Genomic DNA, 19290 nt, shown 5'->3' on the forward strand with positions numbered 1-19290 from the left:
TCAGCCGCCCGGCACCGTCCAGCTCAGGACCGGCGTGGACTGCAGCCACGCCAGCAGGCACAGTGCAGCCAGCACGCCGAGGCTCCAGCCGATCACCTTGCGGAGGATCTCGCCCTCGCGGCCGGAGATGCCCAGTGCGCCGGCGGCGATCACCAGGTTCTGCATGGCGGCGGCCTTGCCCTGGACGCCGCCGGTGCTGTTGGTGGCGGCCATGAGCAGGGGGGACAGGCCTGCCTGCCGGGCGGCGGACACCTGCATGGCGCCGAACAGGGCATTGGAGGACGTGTCCGAACCGGTCAGGGCCACGCCGAACCAGCCGAGGAAGCCGGAGAGCAGGGCGAAGGCGCGGCCGAGGCCGGCCAGCCAGGTGCCCAGGGAGACGGCCATGCCCGAGAGGTTCATGACGTAGGACAGGGCGAGTACGCAGGCGATGGCGAGGGCGGCCCGGCGCAGCCCGTACAGGGTCTCCGCGTAGCAGCGCACCGCTTGGCGGGCCGGTACGCGCAGGATGACGGCGGTGAGGACTCCGGCGATCAGCAGCAGGGTGCCGGAGGCGCCGAGCCAGCCGAAGTCGAAGACCGTGATGCTGAGCGGGCGGCCGTCGGTGCCGAGGACTCTCAGGCCGGGCCAGGAGAAGGTCACTTCCTGCGCTGCGAGGAAGCGCTGGACGGGGCCATGGTACGAGGTCAGGGCGAACAGGGCGATCAGGAGCACGTACGGGGAGAAGGCCCGGAGGATCTCCGAGGGGCGGTCGGAGCGCTGCGGTGGTTCGCCGCAGCGTGGTCTCCACACCCGCAGCAGCGTGATCAGCGCTGCCGTCGAGACCGACGCGGCGACGATGTCGGTGAGTTGGTAGGCGAAGTAGTTCGAGCACAGGAACTGTCCGGTGCCGAAGCCCACGCCGGCGGCCAGTGCCGCGGGCCACGCCTCCGCCAGGCCCCTGCGGCCGTCGAGCATGAGCAGCAGGACGAACGGCACGAGCGCCGCGATGACGGCGGACTGCCGGCCGACCATGGCGCCGAGGTCGTGCGCGGGGTACCCGGTCACCTTGGCCAGGGCCTGGATGGGGTTGCCGACCGAACCGAAGGCCGCGGGTGCGGTGTTGGCGAAGGTGGCGACCGTTGCCGCCTTGAGCGGTCCCAGGCCGAGGGCGAGCAGCAGCAGCGAGGTGATCGCGATCGGGGTGCCGAAGCCGGAGAGGGATTCGACCATGGCGCCGAAGCAGTAGGCGATGAGGATGGCCTGCACGCGCAGGTCGCCGGAGAGCGAGGAGAACGTCCTGCCCACGATGTCGAAGTGGCCGCCGACGCGCTGCAGCCGGTTGATCCAGACGGCGTTGACGACGATCCAGACGATGGGGAACAGCCCGAAGGCCGCTCCTTCGGCCGCGCCGTCGGCGACCTGGGGCAGCGGCATGCGGTAGACGGTCGCGGCGATCAGGGCCGCGGTGGCCAGGCCGCCGAGTGCCGCGCGGTGGGAGGCGGTGCGCAGGACGCCGAGCAGGGTGAGGAGCACCAGCAGGGGCAGGGAGGCGAGGAGTGCACTGAGGGCGGGGTGCCCGAGGGGGTCGGGGACTTGTCGGAACACGGAGGCGTCTCGCTTTCCGCCCGGCCTCGACGGCCGGGCCACGCACGACCCTTCAACGGCCTGCCTTCGACTACCTGGTTTCAACGGCCTGTCAGCGCAGCGCCCAGCGTCTTCGCCGCCTCCGCGACCAGCGCGCCGAACGCCGTGCGCGAGGTCTCGCTCATCCGGCTCGTGGGGACGTTGACGCTGATGCCGGCCACCGGCAGCCCGGCTGCGCCGACTACCGCCGCCGCGACCGCCGAGACGTCCGAGCGCCATTCGCCGCTGTTGGTCGCGTAGCCCCGCGCCCGGATGACGGTCAGTTCCGCCCGCAGCCGTTCCGGGTCGGTGATGGTGGTGCCGGTGTAGCGGGGCAGGCCCTCGGCGAGGTAGCGCTCGATCGTCTCCGGCGGGCTCGCGGCGAGCACGGCCTTGCCGTTCGAGGAGGCGTGCAGCGGCAGCAGCTGCCCCAACGGCAGGACGATGCGTACGGGTTGGGACGTCTCCAGCCGCTCGATCAGTACGACCTTGCCGCCCTCCGGCACCGTCAGGTGGACGGTCTCGTCGGTGCGCCGGCGCAGTTCCTCCAGCACCGGGAGGGCGATGTCGCGCAGCCCGAGCTCGCCGGTGGCGCTGCGGCCCACCTGCAGCGCCTTGGTGGTGACCACCCAGCGGGTGACCGGCTCCCCCGTGGGCCGGATCCAGCCCGCGCCGTGCAGGGTGACCAGCGCGCGCTGCACCGAACTCTTCGGCAGGCCCAGCGTCCTGGCCAGCTCCGCGACGCCGGCCGGCTGGCGGGCGGCGACCTCCTCCAGGGTGCGCAGGGCGTTGAGGACGTTCTGCATCCATTGACTCCTCCCGCTCGCGGTGCCTACCCTCCGGCATGCCTCATCACGGTACGGCGTGCCACAACACGGCACAATGGCTTGGGAGTTGATCGTCATGGCCTCCCGCATCGGACAGCACTTCCTCCAGATCCCCGGCCCCACCCCCGTCCCCTACCAGGTGCTGCGCGCCATCGCGGCACCGACGATCGACCACCGGGGCCCCGAGTTCGCCGCCCTCACCCTCCGGCTGCTCGACGCCCTCAAGCCGGTGTTCGGCACCGACGGCCCCGTCGTGATCCACCCGGCCTCCGGCACCGGCGCCTGGGAGGCCGCCCTGGTCAACACGCTCAGCCCCGGCGACCGGGTGCTCTTCTGCGAGACCGGCCACTTCGCCGACCTCTGGCAGCGGATGGCCCGCTCCCTCGGCCTCGACGTCGTCGTCCTGCCCGGCGACTGGCGCCACGGCGCCGACCCGGACGCCGTGCGCCGCGAACTCGACGCCGACACCGGCAGGTTGATCAAGGCGGTGTGCGTCGTGCACAACGAGACCTCCACCGGTGTCACCAGCCGCGTCCCCGGGATCCGGCAGGCCCTCGACGCCGCCGGCCACCCGGCGCTGCTACTCGTCGACGTCGTCTCCTCGCTCGCCTCCATCGACTACCGCCACGACGCCTGGGGCGTCGACGTCACGGTGGCCGGGTCGCAGAAGGGCCTCATGCTCCCGCCCGGGCTGGGCTTCAACGCCGTCAGCCGCAAGGCGCTCGACGCCGCCCGCACCGCCCGGCTGCCCAAGTCCTACTGGGACTGGCGGCCCGTCATCGAGGCCAACCGGCACGGCCGCTTCCCCAGCACCCCCGCCACCAACCTCCTCTACGGACTGGAGGAGGCCCTGCGCCTGCTGCACGCCGAGGGCCTGCCGCAGGTCTTCGCCCGGCACGCCCGGCACGGCGCCGCCACCCGGGCCGCCGTGCACGGCTGGGGACTCGAGGTGCTCTGCGCCGACGAGCGCGAGTACTCCGCGACCCTCACCGCCGTCGTCCTGCCCTACGGCCACGACGCCGATCACGTGCGCGCCGTCATCCTGGAGCGCTTCGGGATGTCCCTGGGCGCGGGCCTGGGCCGGCTCGCCGGGCGCGTCCTGCGCATCGGACACCTCGGCCGGATCGGCGACCTGACGCTCGCCGGCACCCTGGCCGGCGTGCAGATGGGGCTCCAGCTCGCCGGCGTCCCCCTCGACCCGCGCGGACTCGACGCCGCCCTCGACCTGCTCCGCGCCCCCTGAAGGGAGACCCGCGTGCCGAACTCCTCGTCCCCCTCCCGCAGCACGGCCGACGGCCTCGCCCAGCGGCTCCGCCGCGACCTCGACGGCGAGGCCCGCTTCGACGACTACACCCGCCACCTGTACTCCCGCGACGCCAGCATGTACGCCATCACCCCGCTCGGCGTCGCCTTCCCCCGGCACGCCGAGGACGTCCGCGCGGCCGTCGCCGCGGCCGCCGAGCACGGCGTGTCCGTCACCGCGCGCGGCGCAGGCACCAGCCTCGCCGGACAGACCGTCGGCGCAGGCCTCGTCCTCGACCTCTCCCGCCACATGCACCGCATCGTCGGCCTCGACCCCGAGGCCCGTACCGCCGTGGTGGAACCCGGGGTCGTCCAGGAGCAGCTCAACCGGGCCGCCGCCGCACACGGGCTGATGTTCGGCCCCGACACATCCACCGGCAACCGGGCCACCGTCGGCGGCATGATCGGCAACAACTCCGCGGGCAGCGGCTCCCTGCGCCACGGCATGACCGTCGACCACGTCCGCGCCCTGGACGTCGTCCTCTCCGACGCGACCTGCGCCCGCCTCGCACCCGTCACCGAGGCCGAACGCGCCCGCCGTGCAGCCCTGCCCACCCTCGACGGCCGCATCCACCGCGACCTTCCGCCCCTCCTCGCCGCCAACTCCCGGGCGATCGCCGAGGACTTCCCCGCCTTCTGGCGGCGCGCCTGCGGCTACCGGCTCGACCGCCTCGCCCGCAGCGCCCCCTTCGACCCGGCCCAGCTCCTCGTCGGCTCCGAAGGCACCCTCGCGCTCACCACCCGCGCCGAGGTCGCCCTCGTCCCCGCCCCCGCCCGGACGGTCATCGCCGTCGGGCACTTCACCTCCGTCGACGCCGCCGTCGAGGCCACCGAGGACGCCCTGGCCTGCGACCCCGCCACCGTCGAACTCCTCGACCGCACCATCCTCGACCTCTCCCGGCAGAAGATCGAATACGCCGCGCTGGGCGCCCTCCTCGAAGGCGACCCAGGCGCCCTGCTCTTCGTCGCCTTCACCGGCGACGACGCCGACGAACTGGACGCCCGCCTGGGCGAACTGACCGCCCTGTGGGCCCGCCACGGCCACGGCTATCACACCCTGCACGCCACCACACCCGACCGGCAGGCCGCACTCCTCAAGGTCCGCAAAGCGGGACTCGGCCTGCTGATGTCCGCCGGCGAGGGCACCCGACGCCCCCTCGCATTCGTCGAGGACACGGCCGTCCACCCCTCTCAACTCGCCGCGTACACCCGCCGGTTCCGCGCCGTCCTCGACCGGCACGGCCTCACCGCCGGCTTCTACGGCCACTGCTCCGTCGGCTGCCTGCACATCCGGCCCTTCGTCGACCTCGCCGACCCCGCACAGGTCCGCACCCTGCGCGCCGTCGCCGAGGAGATCAAGGACCTGGTGGGCGAGTACGGCGGCGTCAACTCCAGTGAGCACGGCGACGGTCTGGCCCGCAGCGAGTTCAACCGGGAGATCTTCGGCCCCCGCCTCTACGAGGCCATGCGCGAGGTCAAACGGCTCTTCGACCCCGACAACCGCTTCAACCCCGGCAAGATCGTCGACGCCCCCGCCCTGACCGACCACCTGCGCGACGCCGCCCTCACCCCCGCCGCACCGCTGCGCACCCGGCTCTCCTTCCCCGTCGTCGACGGCATGCGCGGCGCCGCCGACCGCTGCATGAACATCGGCGCCTGCCGCAAGACCGGCGCCGGCACCATGTGCCCGTCCTACATGGCCACCCGCGAGGAGCACGACTCCACCCGCGGCCGCGCCGGCGCCCTGGTCAAGGCCCTCTCCTCCCCCGACCCCCGGCGCGCCCTGGGCGACGAGCGCCTCCACGGGATCCTCGACCTGTGCCTGATGTGCAAGGCGTGCAAGAGCGAATGCCCGCTCGGCGTCGATATGGCCGCACTCAAGGCCGAGACCCTCTCCCACCACCACGACCTGCACGGCGTCCCGGCCCGCTCCCGCCTCTTCGCCGCCGCCCGCGCCCTCAACCGGCTCGGCTCCGCCACCGCTCCCCTGTCCAACCTCCCCGGCCGGATCCCGCTGCTGCGCACCCTCCTCGACCGGACCCTGGGCATCACCCCGCACCGGCCGCTGCCGGTCTTCGCCCGCAGCAGCCTCGTACGCTGGTCCCGGCAGCGGAGCCGCACGGTGCAGCCCGCCCCTATGGGCCAACTCACCTTCCTCGCGGACTCGTTCACGACCTACACCGAGCCGGGCATCGGCCGCGCGGCCGTGGAACTACTGGAACACTGCGGCTGGGAGGTCCACTTGGAGAGCGGCGGCTGCTGCGGCCGCGCCGCGCTCTCCAAGGGCCTGGTGGACGATGCCAAGGAACAGGCCCGCGCGCTCGCCCACCGCATCGCCGCCTCCTCCGCCCCCGGCACGCCGGTCGTCGGCTGCGAACCCTCCTGCCTGATGACCTTGCGGGACGAACACCTGGCGATGCACCCCGACGACCCGGTGATCCAGGACCTCGCCGGACGGGTTCGCCAGGCCGAGGAACTCCTCCTGGAGGCGATCGCCGACGGTCGGCTCCGGCTGCGCGCCGACTCCTGGCCCGCCGGCCGGCGCCTGCTGTTCCACGGCCACTGCCACCAGAAGGCCGAGGTCGGCACCGCGGCCACCGTCGCCCTGCTCAGGTCCGTCCCCGGCACCGAGGTCGTCGAGCCGGACGCGGGCTGCTGCGGCATGGCGGGCTCCTTCGGCTACGAGTCGGAGCACTACGGCCTGTCCATGACCGTGGGGGCGGACCGGCTCTTCCCCGCGGTGCGGGCCGAGCCCGACACCACGGTGATCGTCGCCACGGGGACCTCGTGCCGGCAGCAGCTCCTCCACGGGACGGGGCGGAGGGCCTGGCATCCGCTGGAGGTCGTCCGTGCTGCGCTGTGAGTGGCCATCAATTGCGTTTGCACATCGACGAGTTGGGGCCTCGAACAGGCCTTGCGATTTTGTTCAACAATCCTCTACGCTGCCGTATCCGGCGGCCGTTCGCCGCCCTCCACCCTCTCACCTCCGCGAGGTGCGTATGGGAACCATCGCCCCCCGTCTGTCCGGACCGCAGGCGTCCGCAACTCCGGCCGAGGCCCGGGCGGCCTTCCGGTCCGGCACGGCCGTACCCACCGCGGGCTGGGCGGACGGCCGGACCCAGGCCAACCTGATCGCCGTTCCGCAGGACTGGGCCTACGACGTCCTGCTGTTCGCCCAGCGCAACCCCCAGCCCTGCCCCGTCCTCGACGTCACCGAGCCCGGCGTCCCCGGCACGCCGCTCGCCCCCGGCGCCGACCTGCGCACCGACCTGCCCAAGTACCGGGTGTGGGAGGACGGCCGGCTCGTGGCGGAACCCACCGACGTCACCGGCCTGTGGCGCGACGACCTGGTGGCCTTCCTCATCGGCTGCAGCTTCACCTTCGAAGCGACCCTGAGCGCGGCGGGCATCCCGCTGCGCCACATCGAACAGGGCCGCAACGTCTCCATGTACGTCACCAACCGCCCGTGCCGGCCCGCCGGGCGGCTGCACGGACCGCTGGTGGTCTCCATGCGGCCCGTCCCCACGCGGCAAGTCGCGGAGGCCCGCCGGCTGACCGCCCTCATGCCCGCCGTCCACGGCGCCCCCGTGCACGTCGGCGACCCCGCCGCGATCGGCGTCACGGACCTCGGTGCACCCGACTTCGGCGACCCGGTCGAGATCCGCAGCGGCGAGGTCCCCGTCTTCTGGGCCTGCGGAGTGACACCCCAGGCCGCCCTCACGGCCTCGGCCCCGCCGTTCGCCATCACCCACGCCCCCGGGCACATGTTCATCACCGACGCGAAGGACTCCGCGTACCGGCTGCTGTGAGCGTCTTAGGGCGGAAGTCCCAGCCGAAGATCCGCACAGCGCCGGTGCCAGGACCCGGCAGGCGGCTGGCAGGGTGGCGGTCCTCCGGTACCCGCCGGCCGACCCCGGGAGATCATCGTGGAGCCCTCGCCCAGCCCTGACTCGACCGCCCCCGACATGTCCGGAGCGCTGCGGCTGCTGGAGGAGGCCTTCGGGTTCCTCCACTCCGCCGCGCTGCGGACCGCCGCCTCGCTCCGGCTCGCCGACCGGCTCGCCGACGGGCCGCGCACCGTCGCCGAACTCGCCGCCGACACCGGCACCGACGGCGCGGCACTGCGGCGGCTGCTGCGGCACCTGGCCTCGCGGGGCGTCTTCCAGGAGGACGACGCGGGCGCCTTCGGGCTGACGCCCGCCGCGCACGCCCTGCGCACCGACGTCCCGGGATCGCTGCACCCGGCGGTGCTCCTGCTCACCGACGACATGTTCCTGCGCTCCTCGGCCGACCTCACCGGGACCGTGCGCACCGGGGAATCCGCCTTCCCCAGAGTCTTCGGCACCCCCTTCTTCCGGCACCTCGAAGCCGACAGCGCGGCCCGGGAGGTCTTCGACGCCGGGATGGCGGCCTTCTCCGGTCCGCTCGACGACGTGGTCGCGGCCGCGTACCCGTTCCCGGAGCGGGGCACGGTCGTGGACGTCGGCGGCGGCCGCGGCGGACTCCTCCGGGCCGTACTGCTGCGCCACCCCGGCCTGTCGGGCGTCCTCTTCGACCGGGCTGCAGCGGTACGCGAACCCCTGCTCGCCACGCAGGAGTTGGCCGGGCGCTGGCGGGCCGAGCCGGGGGACTTCTTCGCCGCCGTCCCCGACGGCGACGTCCTCCTCCTCAAGCACGTCCTGCCCGACTGGAGCGACGAGGACTGCGTCCGCATCCTGCGTTCCTGCCGCCGGGCCCTGGCCCCGGGCGGCCGGGTCCTGGTCGTCGACGCCGTCCCGCCGCCGGGCAACGACCCGCACCCGGGCAAGGACCTCGACCTCCTGATGATGACCGCCCTCGGCGGCAGCACCCGCACCCCCGCCGAACTCGACGCCCTCTTCGCCCGCTCCGGACTGCGCCATGTCCGTACCCTGCCCACGCCCGGCTTCGCCTCGATCGTGGAGGCGGCCGCGGACTGAAGGGCCGTCACGGTGAATGCGGTGGTCGGGGCGGGTGAACGTGGCGGACCGAGTGCTGCGCAGACTTGGCCCGCATCGGCGCTCCCGGTAGGGAGACTGTGGGATTCACCAACCGCGAGGGTCAGGACCACACAGTGAAGAGAACCAGTAGCACGAAGACGGCGGCCGCAGGTCTTCTCGGCCTGCTTCTGGCCGGGGGCACGGCGTCGCCCGCCATGGCCTGGGGCTGGGGCCACGGGCCGTACGGCGCCGAGGGCAACACGTACGTCCACATCTCCGCCGGCTTCTCCTGCGAAGGCCGGGCGGCCCGGACCTGCATCAACGGACCGGTGAACAGCGGCAACACCAAGCACTCGCAGAATGTCCGGCTGAGCGGAACTCCCACCAGCAGCGGCAGTCCCACGAGCAGCAGTGGGTCCGTCAACTCCGGTTCGTCCACGACAGGTGCCTCGTCGCACAGCTCCAACAACCTGCAGCACACCGGCGGAGGCGGCGGCCAGTTCACATGAGCCCTGCGGGGTCCGGGCGTTGCCCGGACCCCCGTCAGTGGATGGGGAACGGGATGAGCGGGTGGGCCCCCAGCGACGTGTCGTTGCTGCTGTTGGACCTCGGCCCGTTGACCTCGTTGAGACTGTTGGTGGAACCGGCGGCGTTCTTGATGTTGCCGCTGTCCACCGGGTTCCCGTGGTTGAGGAAGTTGTTGCTGTTCTCGTTGTTGCCGCTGTCGACCGGACCGTTGATGCACGGATGCGGCGACATGACTCTCGGCGAGTAGTAGTTGTACTCGACCAGGCGGTTGTTGCAGACCACTCCCGACACCATCTGCGTGAGGGTACCGAGATCGGCACCCACCGCGGCGCCCAGCAGGGAGTCCGGACTGGCCGGAGTCGTCGTCTGCGCCTGTGCGACGCCGCTGCCGAACAGCACCAGACCGCATGCCCCGGTGAAGCCCATCGCCTGCCCGAGTCTTTTCACGACGCTCCTCGCCGGTCCGCCTGTTGGTCCACGACGTATCGTTGCCGGGGTTGTCCCGCCTGGTGCCGACAACCCACAGGAGGCCAAACGCTCGTGGACCATATTCACCCGGACGGCCCAACCGCCGCGGCAAAGAAGTCGCGCCGGAAGTCCCCGGGCGACTGTCCGGTGGCCCGCGTGAAGAACTTGCCGAAGTTGGCCGCCTCGGTGAAGCCCAGGCGCCGCCCGACCGCGGCGGCGGACAGGTCCGTGTGCGCGAGCAGGCGTTTGGCCTCCAGCGCCACCCGGGCGTCGACGACGGCCTTCGCGGACATCCCCGCCACCTGGTGACAGGCCCTGGTGAGGGTCTTCGGCGTCGTGGCCAGGGCGGCGGCGTGGGCGGCGACGGACCGGTGGTCGGCGTACGTCTCCTCCAGCGCGGCCCGGAACCGGGCGAAGAGCTGGGCTGCTCCGGCCGGGGCGGGCCCGCGTTCGGGGCCGGGCAGCAGGGCGATCCTCAGCAGCAGGGCCGTGAGCAGGTGCCGCAGCAGCTCGGTGGCCGGCTGCCGCTCGTGCACGGCGTGGGCGGCGGCGATCAGGTCGGTGTGCAGGGCGAGTTCGTCCCGGTCGGGCTCCGACAGCTGCCAGTGCGCCGGGCCGTGGGGGTCGTCCAGCAGGCCCCGGGCCGCCGAGGGCGACGGGAAGTCCGGGGTGAAGAGGACGAGACGGGCCCGCAGACCCGCCTCGGGGGCGTACCGGTGGACCTGGCCCGGGCGGATCCACAGCAGCGTGCCGGGCCGGCAGGCGTGCCCGGCGAAATCGATCATGTGCGTCCCCCGGCCGCGGGTCACCAGGACGAGCAGGTGGAAGTCGAGCCGCTGCGGAACGCCCTCCTCGCCCGGCGGCACACGGCGGCGGGCGTCGGCGAGGGTCTCGATGTCCATCCCGAGCGCCGGGCAGTGCGGATTGCGGTAGCCGATGTCGACGATCGGCGCCGGAGCCGGATGTCCGTTTTCGACCATGACTGCGCCCGAACATACCTCGCATACCGCTCACCCGCCCGCGCACAGTGGAGATCCGGACGGAGAGGAGAGCTCCATGGCCACCACGACAGGGACGGTGCCGCCCGGCGCCGCGGCAGTCCGCGGACGCCTGGCGGTGGCCCTGCTCGCCACCGCCCCGGCCCTGGCCGTGCGCCTGACCGGCACGGACCCCGGGGCCGTCGGCGGCATGCTCGTCTTCGGCCTCGGGGTCCTCGCGGCGGCCGTCCTGCTGATGTGGGCGGCGGAGACCGCCCGCGCCGACATGTCCGGCGCGCTGGCCCTGTCCTTGCTGGCCTTCGTCGCCGTGCTGCCCGAGTACGCCGTCGACCTGTACTTCGCCTACAGTGCGGCCGGCACACCCGGGAACGCCGCCTACGCCGCGGCCAACATGACCGGCGCCAACCGGCTCCTCATCGGCGTCGGCTGGCCGCTGGTCGCCCTCGCGGGATTCCTCGCGGCGCGCCGCACCGGGCGGCGCGGGCGACGGGTCCCGTCGGACGTGGTGCTGGGGCCGCACCGCCGGATCGACCTCGGCTTCCTCGCGGTGGCCGCCGTGTTCGCCTTCGTGATGCCGTTCACGCGGCAGATCGCCTGGTACGTACCGCTGTTCCTGGTGCCGTGGTACGCGTTCTACCTGTGGCGCATCGCCCGCAGCGGCGCCGACACGGACGAGGAGCCGGTGGGCGTGCCGGCCCGGCTGGCCGGACTGCCCGCGTCCCGGCGCCGGCTGATGACAGCCGCACTCTTCACAGCAGCCGCCGTGGCCGTCTTCGCCTCGGCCGAGCCCTTCGCGAACTCCCTCGTGGGAGCAGGCAGTTCGCTGGGCATCGACCGCTTCCTGCTCGTCCAGTGGGTGGCGCCACTGGCGACCGAGGCACCCGAACTCCTCGTCGCCGTCGTCTTCGCGTGGCGCCTGCGCGGCGACGACGGTCTCGGGGCACTGCTGAGCAGCAAGGTCAACCAATGGACCCTGCTGGTCGGCCTGCTGCCGGTCGCCTACCTCGCCGGAGGAGGCTCATCCGGCGGTCTCCCCCTCGTCGAGCGTCAGGTCGACGAAGTCGCCCTGACGGCGGCCCAGACCGTGCTGGCCGTGGTCGTCCTCCTCGGCCTCCGCTTCCGGGCGTGGGAGGCGGCGGGCCTGTTCGGCCTGTTCGTCACCCAGTTCCTCCTGCCGTCCGAGAGCGCACGTCCGGTCCTGACGTACCTGTACCTGGCTCTCGCAGCCGTCCTGCTCACCCGGCGGTGGCGCCTCACGGCGCCGGCACTGCGGGCGATCGGCGGTGCAGTGGACTCAGGAGCAGCTACTGCTGCTGCAGCTGGAGGAGGAGCAGCTGCTGGAGGAGCTCGACGAGCTCGAACAACTGGAGCCGGAGCCGCCGCCGACGTCACAGGAGGCTCCGACGAAGACCGCCGAGCAGGAGGAGACTGAGGACGAGGAGCCGTAGTAACTCCTTCGGTTGCGCCGGGCGACACGACGTGCGGCCTCACTCTGCTCGGCCGCCTTTTCGAACTGCTTGCGCAGCGCGGTGTCGGTCAGGGCCGTGAAACCGCGTACGGCAACGATTCCGGCGGGGCCTTCGGGATGGACTGCGGGGTTGCTCTCCTTCCAGGGGTCCGCCGTCTCCAAGTCCCGGGCCAGGGACCGGCCGCGATCGGTGTACGGGATCCAGCCCTTGCCGGGGCGGCACATCACCTGCACCACGATCCCGGCAACCGTCAGCGGCAGGAGGATCAACGGTGCAGGGTAGGAACGAGGGTTGAACAGCAGCAGGAACGTGATGAAGCCTGCGACGAAGAGCCCTGTCCGCTGTACGACGACAACCCGGCGCCATATGCGCCATGTCTTCGCCGTCAGCAACAGCCCTTGCTTCACCAGCGAGTCGTGCACGGATTCCAGGGCCGGGTCGCGCCGCAATGCCGTGCGCACTCCGCGCAGGGTGTTGCTCCAAGTGGAACAGCGCTTCAACAGCGCGCGCTCCACGGCGTTGTGGGTTGTGGGATCGAGCACCATGACCTTGTCGTTCTTCACCGTGATGCGTTTGTCGTCGTACATCTTGGTGATGACGGTGTCAGCGACCCTGCCCGCGCCGCCGCGCAGGTAGGCCACTTCCACCAGACTCGGTTCGGGGTCGAGGAAGCCGGATCCCCGCGCCTGCCACCGTATCCGCATCAGCCATGCGGAAGGGGGAAGCAGGCACAGCAGTGCCCCGAGGGCAGCGATGATCATCGGTTGATTGCCTTTCGTTCAGCGCGCGGCACGCGTCGGGCGCAGTGCCGTGGCCAGGCGGCGAAGAAGTCCGGGAGGCGTGGGCGGAGCCGTCTGCTCCGCCACCCAGGCGGCGAGGCGGCGGCGCCGCTCCGGTTCGGGGACGGCGTCGGGAGTACTCAGCAGCGCGCGGGCGAAGTCGAGCGCGTCCCGGCGGTAGCCGTCGGTCATGGGCCACCCCTGTGCGTGGGCGAGGAACAGGCGCCGGAAGTCCCGGCCCAGGATCTCCCGCAGCTCGGGGGCCACCTTGGCCGCCACCCCGGCCCGTTTGTCGAGCAGTGCACGGCGCTGTGCACCCAGCCGCCCGGGGTCGAAGCCGGCCGGCGGCGGAGCGCCGGCCACGAGGGAGCGGAGCAGCGCGGACTGCGCCTGGGCGAGCCGTTGCCGGGCCGCCGTGGTGCCGGGGTCAGACACGGTGGGGCGCTCCCCCGGCCACCACGGCCCGTATCGCGTCGAGTTCCGCCGAGAGCACGCTCGCTTCGGGGAAGTTGTCGTCCCGCTCCAGCAGAACGCCGGGAGGTGTGGCCCGCTCGCACAGCCCGGCCAGGATCTCCAGCACCGGGCGCGGTACCGGATGGGCGTGGCTGTCGTGCCACAGGCCCTCGCGCTCGAAGCCGCCCGCCACGTGCACGTAGGCGATGGCCTCGACGGGCAGTTCGTCCAGGACGGCCGCGGGATCTTCGCCGCGGTTGACGTGGTTGGTGTGGAGGTTGGCGACGTCGACGAGGAGCCGCACGCCGGTCCGCTCCACCAGTTCGGCCAGGAACCGGCCTTCGGTGAACTCCTCGTCCGGCCAGGTCAGGAAGGCCGCGACGTTCTCCAGGGCCAGGGGGACCGGGAGTACGTCCTGCGCGATGCGCACGTTCTCGCAGAGCACGTCCAGGGCGTCGCGGGTGCGGGGCACCGGGAGCAGGTGCCCGGCCTCCATGCCGGGCGTGCCGGCCCGGACGAACGCGATGTGCTCGGTGACCAGCGGTGCCTCCAGCGCCTCGGCCCGCTCGGCCAGCTCGACCAGGCGGCCGAGGTCGGGGCGGTCGGCGCCGCCCAGGCCCAGGGAGACGCCGTGCGGGACGACGGGCGTGCCGCGCTCGCGCAGCCGCCTCAAAGAGTCGGGGAGGTGGCCGGGGCAGATGTTCTCCGCCACGACCTCCACCCAGTCGATGCCCGGCAGCCCTTCGACCGTCTCGGCGATCTCCGGACGCCAGCCGATGCCCGTCCCCAGCACTTTCATGATCCCGCCCCTCGTGCTCTCCCCCGTGGCGCCCAGCGCCCTGTACGGAGAGTGATTCCCTCCCCGGACTTTACTAACCCTTGACCGGGGAGAAAAGACGGGATCCGCGTGTGATCTTTCCGCCGGATCGTTTCGTCAGCCGACGGCCGCACCCGCCTCGACCAGGTCCGCGTGGTGGCGGCGTGCGACCCCGGGGTGCGCCCGCAGCCAGCCCTTGATCTCGTTGCGGCCGTACTCGGCGAACAGCGGGTTGGCCGCGTCCTGGGTGACGCCGGGTGCGCGGCCGGCGTGCGGGAAGGGCACCGGGGCGATCCGGGCGTCCAGCCGCGGGTTGTAGAAGAACGGGACCGAGAAGCGCTCCCGCTGTCCGGGCGGGCTGACCACCCGGTGATTGGTGGCCTTGAGGTAGCCGTTGGTGGCCACTTCGAGCAGCTCGCCGAGGTTGACGACGAAGGCGCCCGGCAGCGGCGGCACCTCGATGAAGGTGCCGTCCGGGTTCTCCACCTGGAGGCCGCCCACCTGGTCCTGCAGCAGCAGGGTCAGGAAACCGTAGTCCTTGTGGGCGCCGACGCCCTGCCCCGCGCCGTCGGGGGCGCTGCCGGGGTAGCGGACCAGCTTCAGGTGCAGGTGGGGACGCTCGGCGAAGGCCTCGTCGTAGAAGTCCGCCGGGGCGCCGATCGACGCGAGCAGTTCGTGGAGCAGCTGCCGGGCCACGGAGCTGAGCCGGTCGATCCAGTGCAGGGCGGTGGTGCGCAGTTCGGGCAGGGAGGCGGGCCACTGGTTGGGGCCCTCCAGCCACCAGTAGCCGGGCTCGTCGCCGACGGGTATGTGCGGGGTCCGCTCGGCGCCTATGTCGAGCTGGTCGCGCCAGTCCTGGCTGCCGCCGGTGCGCTCGTCGCCGGTGCGCGTGTAGCCGCGGAAATGGGGGGAGTTGAGGTTGCTGATGGCCAGCCGCTCGGCCTCGGGCAGGGCGAAGAAGGCGCGCAGGGCGCTCATCAGTGCATCGGTCTCGGCGGGGGTGATGCCATGGCCGGTCAGGTGGAAGAAGCCGACGTCGCGGGCGGCGGTGTGCAGCGCGTCGTGGAGGCGTGCGCGGGCGTCGGGCCCACCGGAGGCGGCGGAGAGGTCGATGACGGGAAGCTCGTTGATCATGGGGTGTCCCACAGCGTGAAGGCCCGGTCGCACCCGGTGGTGACCGGGTGGCCCGCGAAGCCGCCGCAGGTGTGCGGAAGCGCGGGGCCGGGAAGCGGCTAGGAAAGCAGGAAAAGCTGGCAGAGCTCGAAATGCGGGAGGAGCAGGAAGAGCAGAAAAAGGCCTCGGCCGCAGAGGGGCCGGCCGGCAGCGTGAAGTGTCAGGCGGAGCGACGACAGGACATGGTCGTGACGCGGACGAAGTCCACGTGGCGGCGCTTGACGAGCTGATTCACATCCCTGAGGGTAATACGTTCACGCCGGGATCCAACACCCGGGACGGGTGGGGCCCGTCACACCCCCGGCCGCCCCCTCCCCTTGTCGACCACCAGCGTCCGCTCGTAGTGCTTCATCTCCTCGATGTCGCCGGTGAACGGCCGGATCTCCGCGAGGAACGGCGGGAAGTGCGGACCGCGGCGGAACCCGTTCTCGTGGTCCTCCACCGAGGTCCATTCGATGCGCAGGACGTAGCGCTCGGGCTCCTCGACTCCGCGGGAGAGTTCGTAGCCCAGGCACTGGGGCGCGGAGTACAGGTGCTGCACCGCGGCCGCGTACGCCTTCTCGAAGGCGGTGCGGCGCTCGGGGTCCGCAATGCGGTAGCGGACGTATTCGACGGTCATGGGTGCGCCTCCATCGGCTCCACCGGGTCGGGCCGGAACGGGCCCCAGCATGGCGAAACCCATTGCCTCTTGTCGCGATCCGTGGCCGAACGGCCCGGCCGGACACGCCGGATGGGACACACTGCGCCGAACCGGTGCGGGGTGCAATGGGTCGAATGAGTGAAAGTCCGGAACTTCTTAATTTGCCCGGAGTTACTCAGATCACTTCCCAGTGGGAAACGCTCGATCGATCGAAAGGCTAGAGAAGTGCTCAAGAAGGTACTCGCCACGGCGGCCATGACGGCTACCGCGGTCGGCACGATGGCCGCCCCGGCGATGGCCATCGGCAACGACACCGACGTCGCCAACGCGAACGGTGCCAAGACCGGTTACGGCAACACCAAGACCGGGGGCCAGGAGAGCCCGCAGATGAGCCTGATCCAGGGCACGCTCAACAAGCCTTGCATCGCCATCGGCAAGCTCGGTCTCCAGTCGGTCATCGGCCTCATCAACGTCGGGGTTCAGGACGTGCCGATCCTCACCTCGCAACAGCAGCAGCAGTGCACCGACAACTCGACGATCAACGACGGCGACGACGCGCTGTCGCACATCCTGGACGAGATCCCGATCCTGTCGGGCAACGGCTCGGCCAACGGCTGACGATCGCGGTAATCGGACGGAATTCCCCCCGCTCCGGGTGTACGGGCACCCGGAGCGGGGGGATTCTTCTGTGCCGCAGATGCGCCCGCAGGTGTGCCCACAGAGGTCCGCCGCCCGTCTCGCCCATCCGCTCAATTCCTCTGCGCACGCGGCATGTTCCGCCTCTTGACACGGCATTGGTCCGGTCCAACGATGTTCCCCGCACAAGAGCCCCCACCTCAGTGCTCGACATCGGCCACCGGGAGCCTCCGTGAGACGACTCATACCCTTCCGCACCGTGACGGCCGTCGTGGCCACCACGGCCGCAGCCGCAACTCTGGTCCTGGGCGGCGGCAGCGGTACGGCGCGGGCGGCCGCGCCCGCGCTGCCGCCGCACGTCTTCGCGCCCTACTACGAGACCTACACCCCGGGAAGCCCCGCCGCGCTCTCCGCCCAGTCGGGGGCCAAGTACTTGACGCTGGCCTTCCTGCAGACCGAAGCCCGGGGTTCGTGCACCCCGTACTGGAACGGCGACACCAACAAGCCCGTGTCGCAGGCCGTGTTCGGGTCCGACGTGAGCACCATCCGCGCGAACGGCGGCGACGTCATCCCGTCCTTCGGCGGTTACGCGGCCGACAACGGCGGCACCGAACTCGCCGACAGCTGCACGGACGTCGACAGCATCGCCCGGGCCTACGAGAGCGTGATCGCCACCTACGGGGTGACCCGCCTGGACCTGGACATCGAGGACAACTCCCTGACCAACACGGCCGGAATCGACCGCCGCAACAAGGCCGTCCGGCAGGTGCAGGACTGGGCCACGAGCACGGGCCGCACCGTGCAGTTCTCCTACACCCTGCCGACGACCACGCACGGCCTGGCCGACAGCGGCCTCGCGGTCGTCAACAACGCCGTCGCCAACGGCACCCGCGTCGACGTCGTCAACCTCATGACCTTCGACTACTACGACGGTGCCACGCACGACATGGCCGCCGACACCGTCTCGGCAGTGAACGGGCTCCACGACCAGCTGGCGCAGCTCTACCCGGACAAGTCCTCGGACGCACTGTGGGCCATGACCGGTGTGACGGAGATGCCGGGCATCGACGACTACGGGCCCGCCGAGACGTTCACCGCCCAGAACGCGGCCAAGGTGGCCGGATGGGCGGCCTCACAGGGCGTCAACACCCTGTCGTTCTGGGCACTCCAGCGGGACAACGGCGGCTGCCCGGGCACCAAGGGGTCGGACACCTGCTCCGGACTGCAGCAGGACACCTGGGACTTCAGCCACGCCTTCGCGCCCTTCACGAGCACGGACGCAAGGACACATTAGAACGACAATAGCTTCAACGGTTGCGCAAGCCGTTAACTGTAGAGTCTGCCCCACCGCTTTGGCTGTTCCCCGCGGCGAATCCGGAGGGCGTGACCGTGAGAACCTCGCTCGTGCATGCACAGGCCGCTGCCCGTCGGCCCGCCCTGCGGGCCTTCGGCCGCGCCTCGCCGCTGTGGCGCCTGGACTGGATCCTGCTCGGCGCCGTGGTGACGCTCGGCACGATCGGCGGGCTGCTGACCTGGTCGGCCACCATGCACCGCGAGGACGTCACCGGCACGGACCCGCACACCTACCTCAAACGGCATCTGCTCAACCTGCTCATCGGGCTCGTCCTGTGCCTCGCCCTCAGCATCGTGGACTACCGCCGGCTGCGCGGCTACGCCCCGGTGTTCTACGGCGCCGCGCTGCTCTTCCTCGCCACGGTGCTCACCCCGCTGGCGAGCACCATCAACGGCGCCCACTCGTGGATCGTGATCGGCGGCGGCTTCTCCCTGCAGCCCTCGGAGTTCGTCAAGCTCGCCCTGGTGGTGATGCTGGCGGCACTGCTGGCCGAGGCGAAGGACGCCCGTGACACACCCGCGCCGGGGCCGCGGCACATGCTGGCGGCCCTGGCCCTGTTCGGGGTGCCCGCCATGGTTATCATGGCCAGCCACGAGCTGGGCACCAGCCTGGTGCTGGCCGCGGTCACGGCGGGGATACTGTTCGCCGCCGGGGTCCCCGCCCGGTACCTGGCCGCGCTGGGGGGCGTGGCGGCGACCGTGGTCGCGGCCGTCTTCTCCCTGCACCTGCTCAGCGCCTATCAGTTGAACCGCTTCGCCGCCTTCGCCGACCCCGGGCTGGACCCGGGCGGCGTCGGCTACAACACCCACCAGGCCCGGATCGCCATCGGGGCCGGCGGACTGGTCGGGCAGGGCCTCTTCCACGGCAACCAGACCAACGGGGGCTTCGTCCCCGAGCAGCAGACCGACTTCATCTTCACCGTCGCCGGCGAGGAGCTCGGCTTCCTCGGGGCGGGCGCCATCATCGCCCTCGTCGGTGTGGTGCTGTGGCGTGCGATGGTCATCGCCCGCCGGGCGGGGGACATGTTCGCCATGCTGCTCGCCGTCGGGGTCGTGTGCTGGCTGGCGTTCCAGTCCTTCGAGAACATCGGGATGACGCTGGGCATCATGCCGGTCGCCGGGATCCCGCTCCCGTTCGTCTCCTACGGAGGCTCGTCGATGTTCGCCGTCTGCGGGGCCGTCGGGCTTCTGCAGTCCATTCGGATCGACTCCAGACGGCCGCGCAGCGGTTAGCGTTCCACTGGGGTTCGGAGCATTCGGGTGCGGGTTCGTTGTGGCTGGTCG

At 71.7% G+C, this 19290-nt stretch carries 15 protein-coding genes and 3 pseudogenes; 10 read left to right on the top strand and 8 right to left on the bottom strand.

All coding sequences use genetic code 11. The features are described 5' to 3' along the window. Positions 1–1587 (bottom strand): L-lactate permease, encoded by a 1587-nt coding sequence (locus tag ACLHRZ_RS18435; protein ID WP_490419555.1) that lies wholly within the window; start codon positions 1585–1587, stop codon positions 1–3. A gap of 80 nt (positions 1588–1667) precedes the next feature. Beyond that, positions 1668–2411, bottom strand: coding sequence for an IclR family transcriptional regulator (locus ACLHRZ_RS18440; RefSeq protein ID WP_490419556.1), 744 nt, complete (start codon positions 2409–2411; stop codon positions 1668–1670). A gap of 76 nt (positions 2412–2487) precedes the next feature. Between ACLHRZ_RS18440 and ACLHRZ_RS18445 the strand changes: the two genes are divergently transcribed. The 5 genes from ACLHRZ_RS18445 (at position 2488) to ACLHRZ_RS18465 (ending at position 9201) form a co-directional block, all read left to right on the top strand. Then, complete coding sequence (locus tag ACLHRZ_RS18445; RefSeq protein ID WP_490419557.1) at positions 2488–3675, top strand: pyridoxal-phosphate-dependent aminotransferase family protein; 1188 nt, start codon at positions 2488–2490, stop codon at positions 3673–3675. Between the two features lie 12 nt (positions 3676–3687). After that, on the top strand, positions 3688–6597 hold the full coding sequence (locus ACLHRZ_RS18450) for an FAD-binding and (Fe-S)-binding domain-containing protein (RefSeq protein WP_490419558.1): 2910 nt from the start codon (positions 3688–3690) through the stop codon (positions 6595–6597). A gap of 136 nt (positions 6598–6733) precedes the next feature. After that, the gene (locus ACLHRZ_RS18455) at positions 6734–7543 is read left to right on the top strand and encodes a putative hydro-lyase (protein WP_490419559.1); all 810 of its coding nucleotides are present in this window, start codon (positions 6734–6736) and stop codon (positions 7541–7543) included. A 117-nt stretch (positions 7544–7660) separates the two neighbouring features. Next, positions 7661–8692, top strand: coding sequence for a methyltransferase (locus tag ACLHRZ_RS18460; RefSeq protein ID WP_490419560.1), 1032 nt, complete (start codon positions 7661–7663; stop codon positions 8690–8692). A 134-nt stretch (positions 8693–8826) separates the two neighbouring features. Continuing rightward, entirely contained in the window at positions 8827–9201 is a 375-nt protein-coding gene (locus ACLHRZ_RS18465) for a hypothetical protein (RefSeq protein WP_490419561.1), read from the top strand. Positions 9202–9235: 34 nt separating this feature from the next. Here the strand turns inward: ACLHRZ_RS18465 and ACLHRZ_RS18470 are convergent, their stop codons facing one another. Together ACLHRZ_RS18470 and ACLHRZ_RS18475 are read right to left on the bottom strand one after the other, a co-directional pair. Beyond that, positions 9236–9667: a hypothetical protein gene (locus tag ACLHRZ_RS18470; RefSeq protein ID WP_490419562.1), complete on the bottom strand. Its 432-nt coding sequence runs from the start codon at positions 9665–9667 to the stop codon at positions 9236–9238. 104 nt (positions 9668–9771) lie between these two features. Then, on the bottom strand, positions 9772–10668 hold the full coding sequence (locus ACLHRZ_RS18475) for an AraC family transcriptional regulator (protein ID WP_490419563.1): 897 nt from the start codon (positions 10666–10668) through the stop codon (positions 9772–9774). Between the two features lie 76 nt (positions 10669–10744). On the opposite strand from ACLHRZ_RS18475, the gene ACLHRZ_RS18480 reads away from it, so the two are divergent. Then, on the top strand, positions 10745–12118 hold the full coding sequence (locus ACLHRZ_RS18480) for a calcium:cation antiporter family protein (protein WP_490419564.1): 1374 nt from the start codon (positions 10745–10747) through the stop codon (positions 12116–12118). Positions 12119–12235: 117 nt separating this feature from the next. Here the strand turns inward: ACLHRZ_RS18480 and ACLHRZ_RS18485 are convergent. The 3 genes and pseudogenes from ACLHRZ_RS18485 to ACLHRZ_RS18495 all read right to left on the bottom strand — a co-directional run. After that, positions 12236–12916, bottom strand: a pseudogene (locus ACLHRZ_RS18485) (TIGR04222 domain-containing membrane protein); the annotation flags it as partial. A gap of 18 nt (positions 12917–12934) precedes the next feature. Next, positions 12935–14186: pseudogene (locus tag ACLHRZ_RS18490) on the bottom strand (MbnB/TglH/ChrH family RiPP precursor modification enzyme). Between the two features lie 135 nt (positions 14187–14321). Continuing rightward, positions 14322–15338, bottom strand: coding sequence for an isopenicillin N synthase family dioxygenase (locus ACLHRZ_RS18495; protein WP_490419565.1), 1017 nt, complete (start codon positions 15336–15338; stop codon positions 14322–14324). Positions 15339–15385: 47 nt separating this feature from the next. On the opposite strand from ACLHRZ_RS18495, the gene ACLHRZ_RS18500 reads away from it, so the two are divergent. After that, positions 15386–15607 carry a hypothetical protein gene (locus ACLHRZ_RS18500; protein WP_490419566.1) on the top strand — a complete coding sequence of 74 codons (222 nt, stop codon included), beginning with the start codon at positions 15386–15388 and terminating at the stop codon, positions 15605–15607. A gap of 62 nt (positions 15608–15669) precedes the next feature. Here the strand turns inward: ACLHRZ_RS18500 and ACLHRZ_RS18505 are convergent, their stop codons facing one another. Continuing rightward, on the bottom strand, positions 15670–15996 hold the full coding sequence (locus tag ACLHRZ_RS18505) for a putative quinol monooxygenase (RefSeq protein WP_490419567.1): 327 nt from the start codon (positions 15994–15996) through the stop codon (positions 15670–15672). A gap of 246 nt (positions 15997–16242) precedes the next feature. Here ACLHRZ_RS18505 and ACLHRZ_RS18510 point away from each other — a divergent pair, with 246 nt between their 5' ends. The 3 genes and pseudogenes from ACLHRZ_RS18510 to rodA all read left to right on the top strand — a co-directional run bounded on the left by ACLHRZ_RS18510 (position 16243) and on the right by rodA (position 19239). Further along, entirely contained in the window at positions 16243–16635 is a 393-nt protein-coding gene (locus tag ACLHRZ_RS18510; protein WP_490419568.1) for a rodlin, read from the top strand. A gap of 289 nt (positions 16636–16924) precedes the next feature. Beyond that, positions 16925–17923 (top strand): annotated as a pseudogene (locus ACLHRZ_RS18515) (chitinase); the annotation flags it as partial. A gap of 119 nt (positions 17924–18042) precedes the next feature. Beyond that, positions 18043–19239 carry a rod shape-determining protein RodA gene (gene rodA, locus ACLHRZ_RS18520; RefSeq protein WP_490419569.1) on the top strand — a complete coding sequence of 399 codons (1197 nt, stop codon included), beginning with the start codon at positions 18043–18045 and terminating at the stop codon, positions 19237–19239. Positions 19240–19290: the final 51 nt, after the last annotated feature.

Source organism: Streptomyces sp. AM25, assembly GCF_058146165.1.

What these genes read in the sequence shown, in the direction of transcription:
- ACLHRZ_RS18505 (WP_490419567.1), bottom strand. Translation starts at nt 15,996, where the DNA reads ATGACCGTCGAATACGTCCGCTACCGCATTGCGGACCCCGAGCGCCGC.
- ACLHRZ_RS18440 (WP_490419556.1), bottom strand. Translation starts at nt 2,411, where the DNA reads ATGCAGAACGTCCTCAACGCCCTGCGCACCCTGGAGGAGGTCGCCGCC.
- ACLHRZ_RS18495 (WP_490419565.1), bottom strand. Translation starts at nt 15,338, where the DNA reads ATGATCAACGAGCTTCCCGTCATCGACCTCTCCGCCGCCTCCGGTGGG.
- ACLHRZ_RS18445 (WP_490419557.1), top strand. Translation starts at nt 2,488, where the DNA reads ATGGCTTGGGAGTTGATCGTCATGGCCTCCCGCATCGGACAGCACTTC.
- ACLHRZ_RS18480 (WP_490419564.1), top strand. Translation starts at nt 10,745, where the DNA reads ATGGCCACCACGACAGGGACGGTGCCGCCCGGCGCCGCGGCAGTCCGC.
- ACLHRZ_RS18475 (WP_490419563.1), bottom strand. Translation starts at nt 10,668, where the DNA reads ATGGTCGAAAACGGACATCCGGCTCCGGCGCCGATCGTCGACATCGGC.
- ACLHRZ_RS18455 (WP_490419559.1), top strand. Translation starts at nt 6,734, where the DNA reads ATGGGAACCATCGCCCCCCGTCTGTCCGGACCGCAGGCGTCCGCAACT.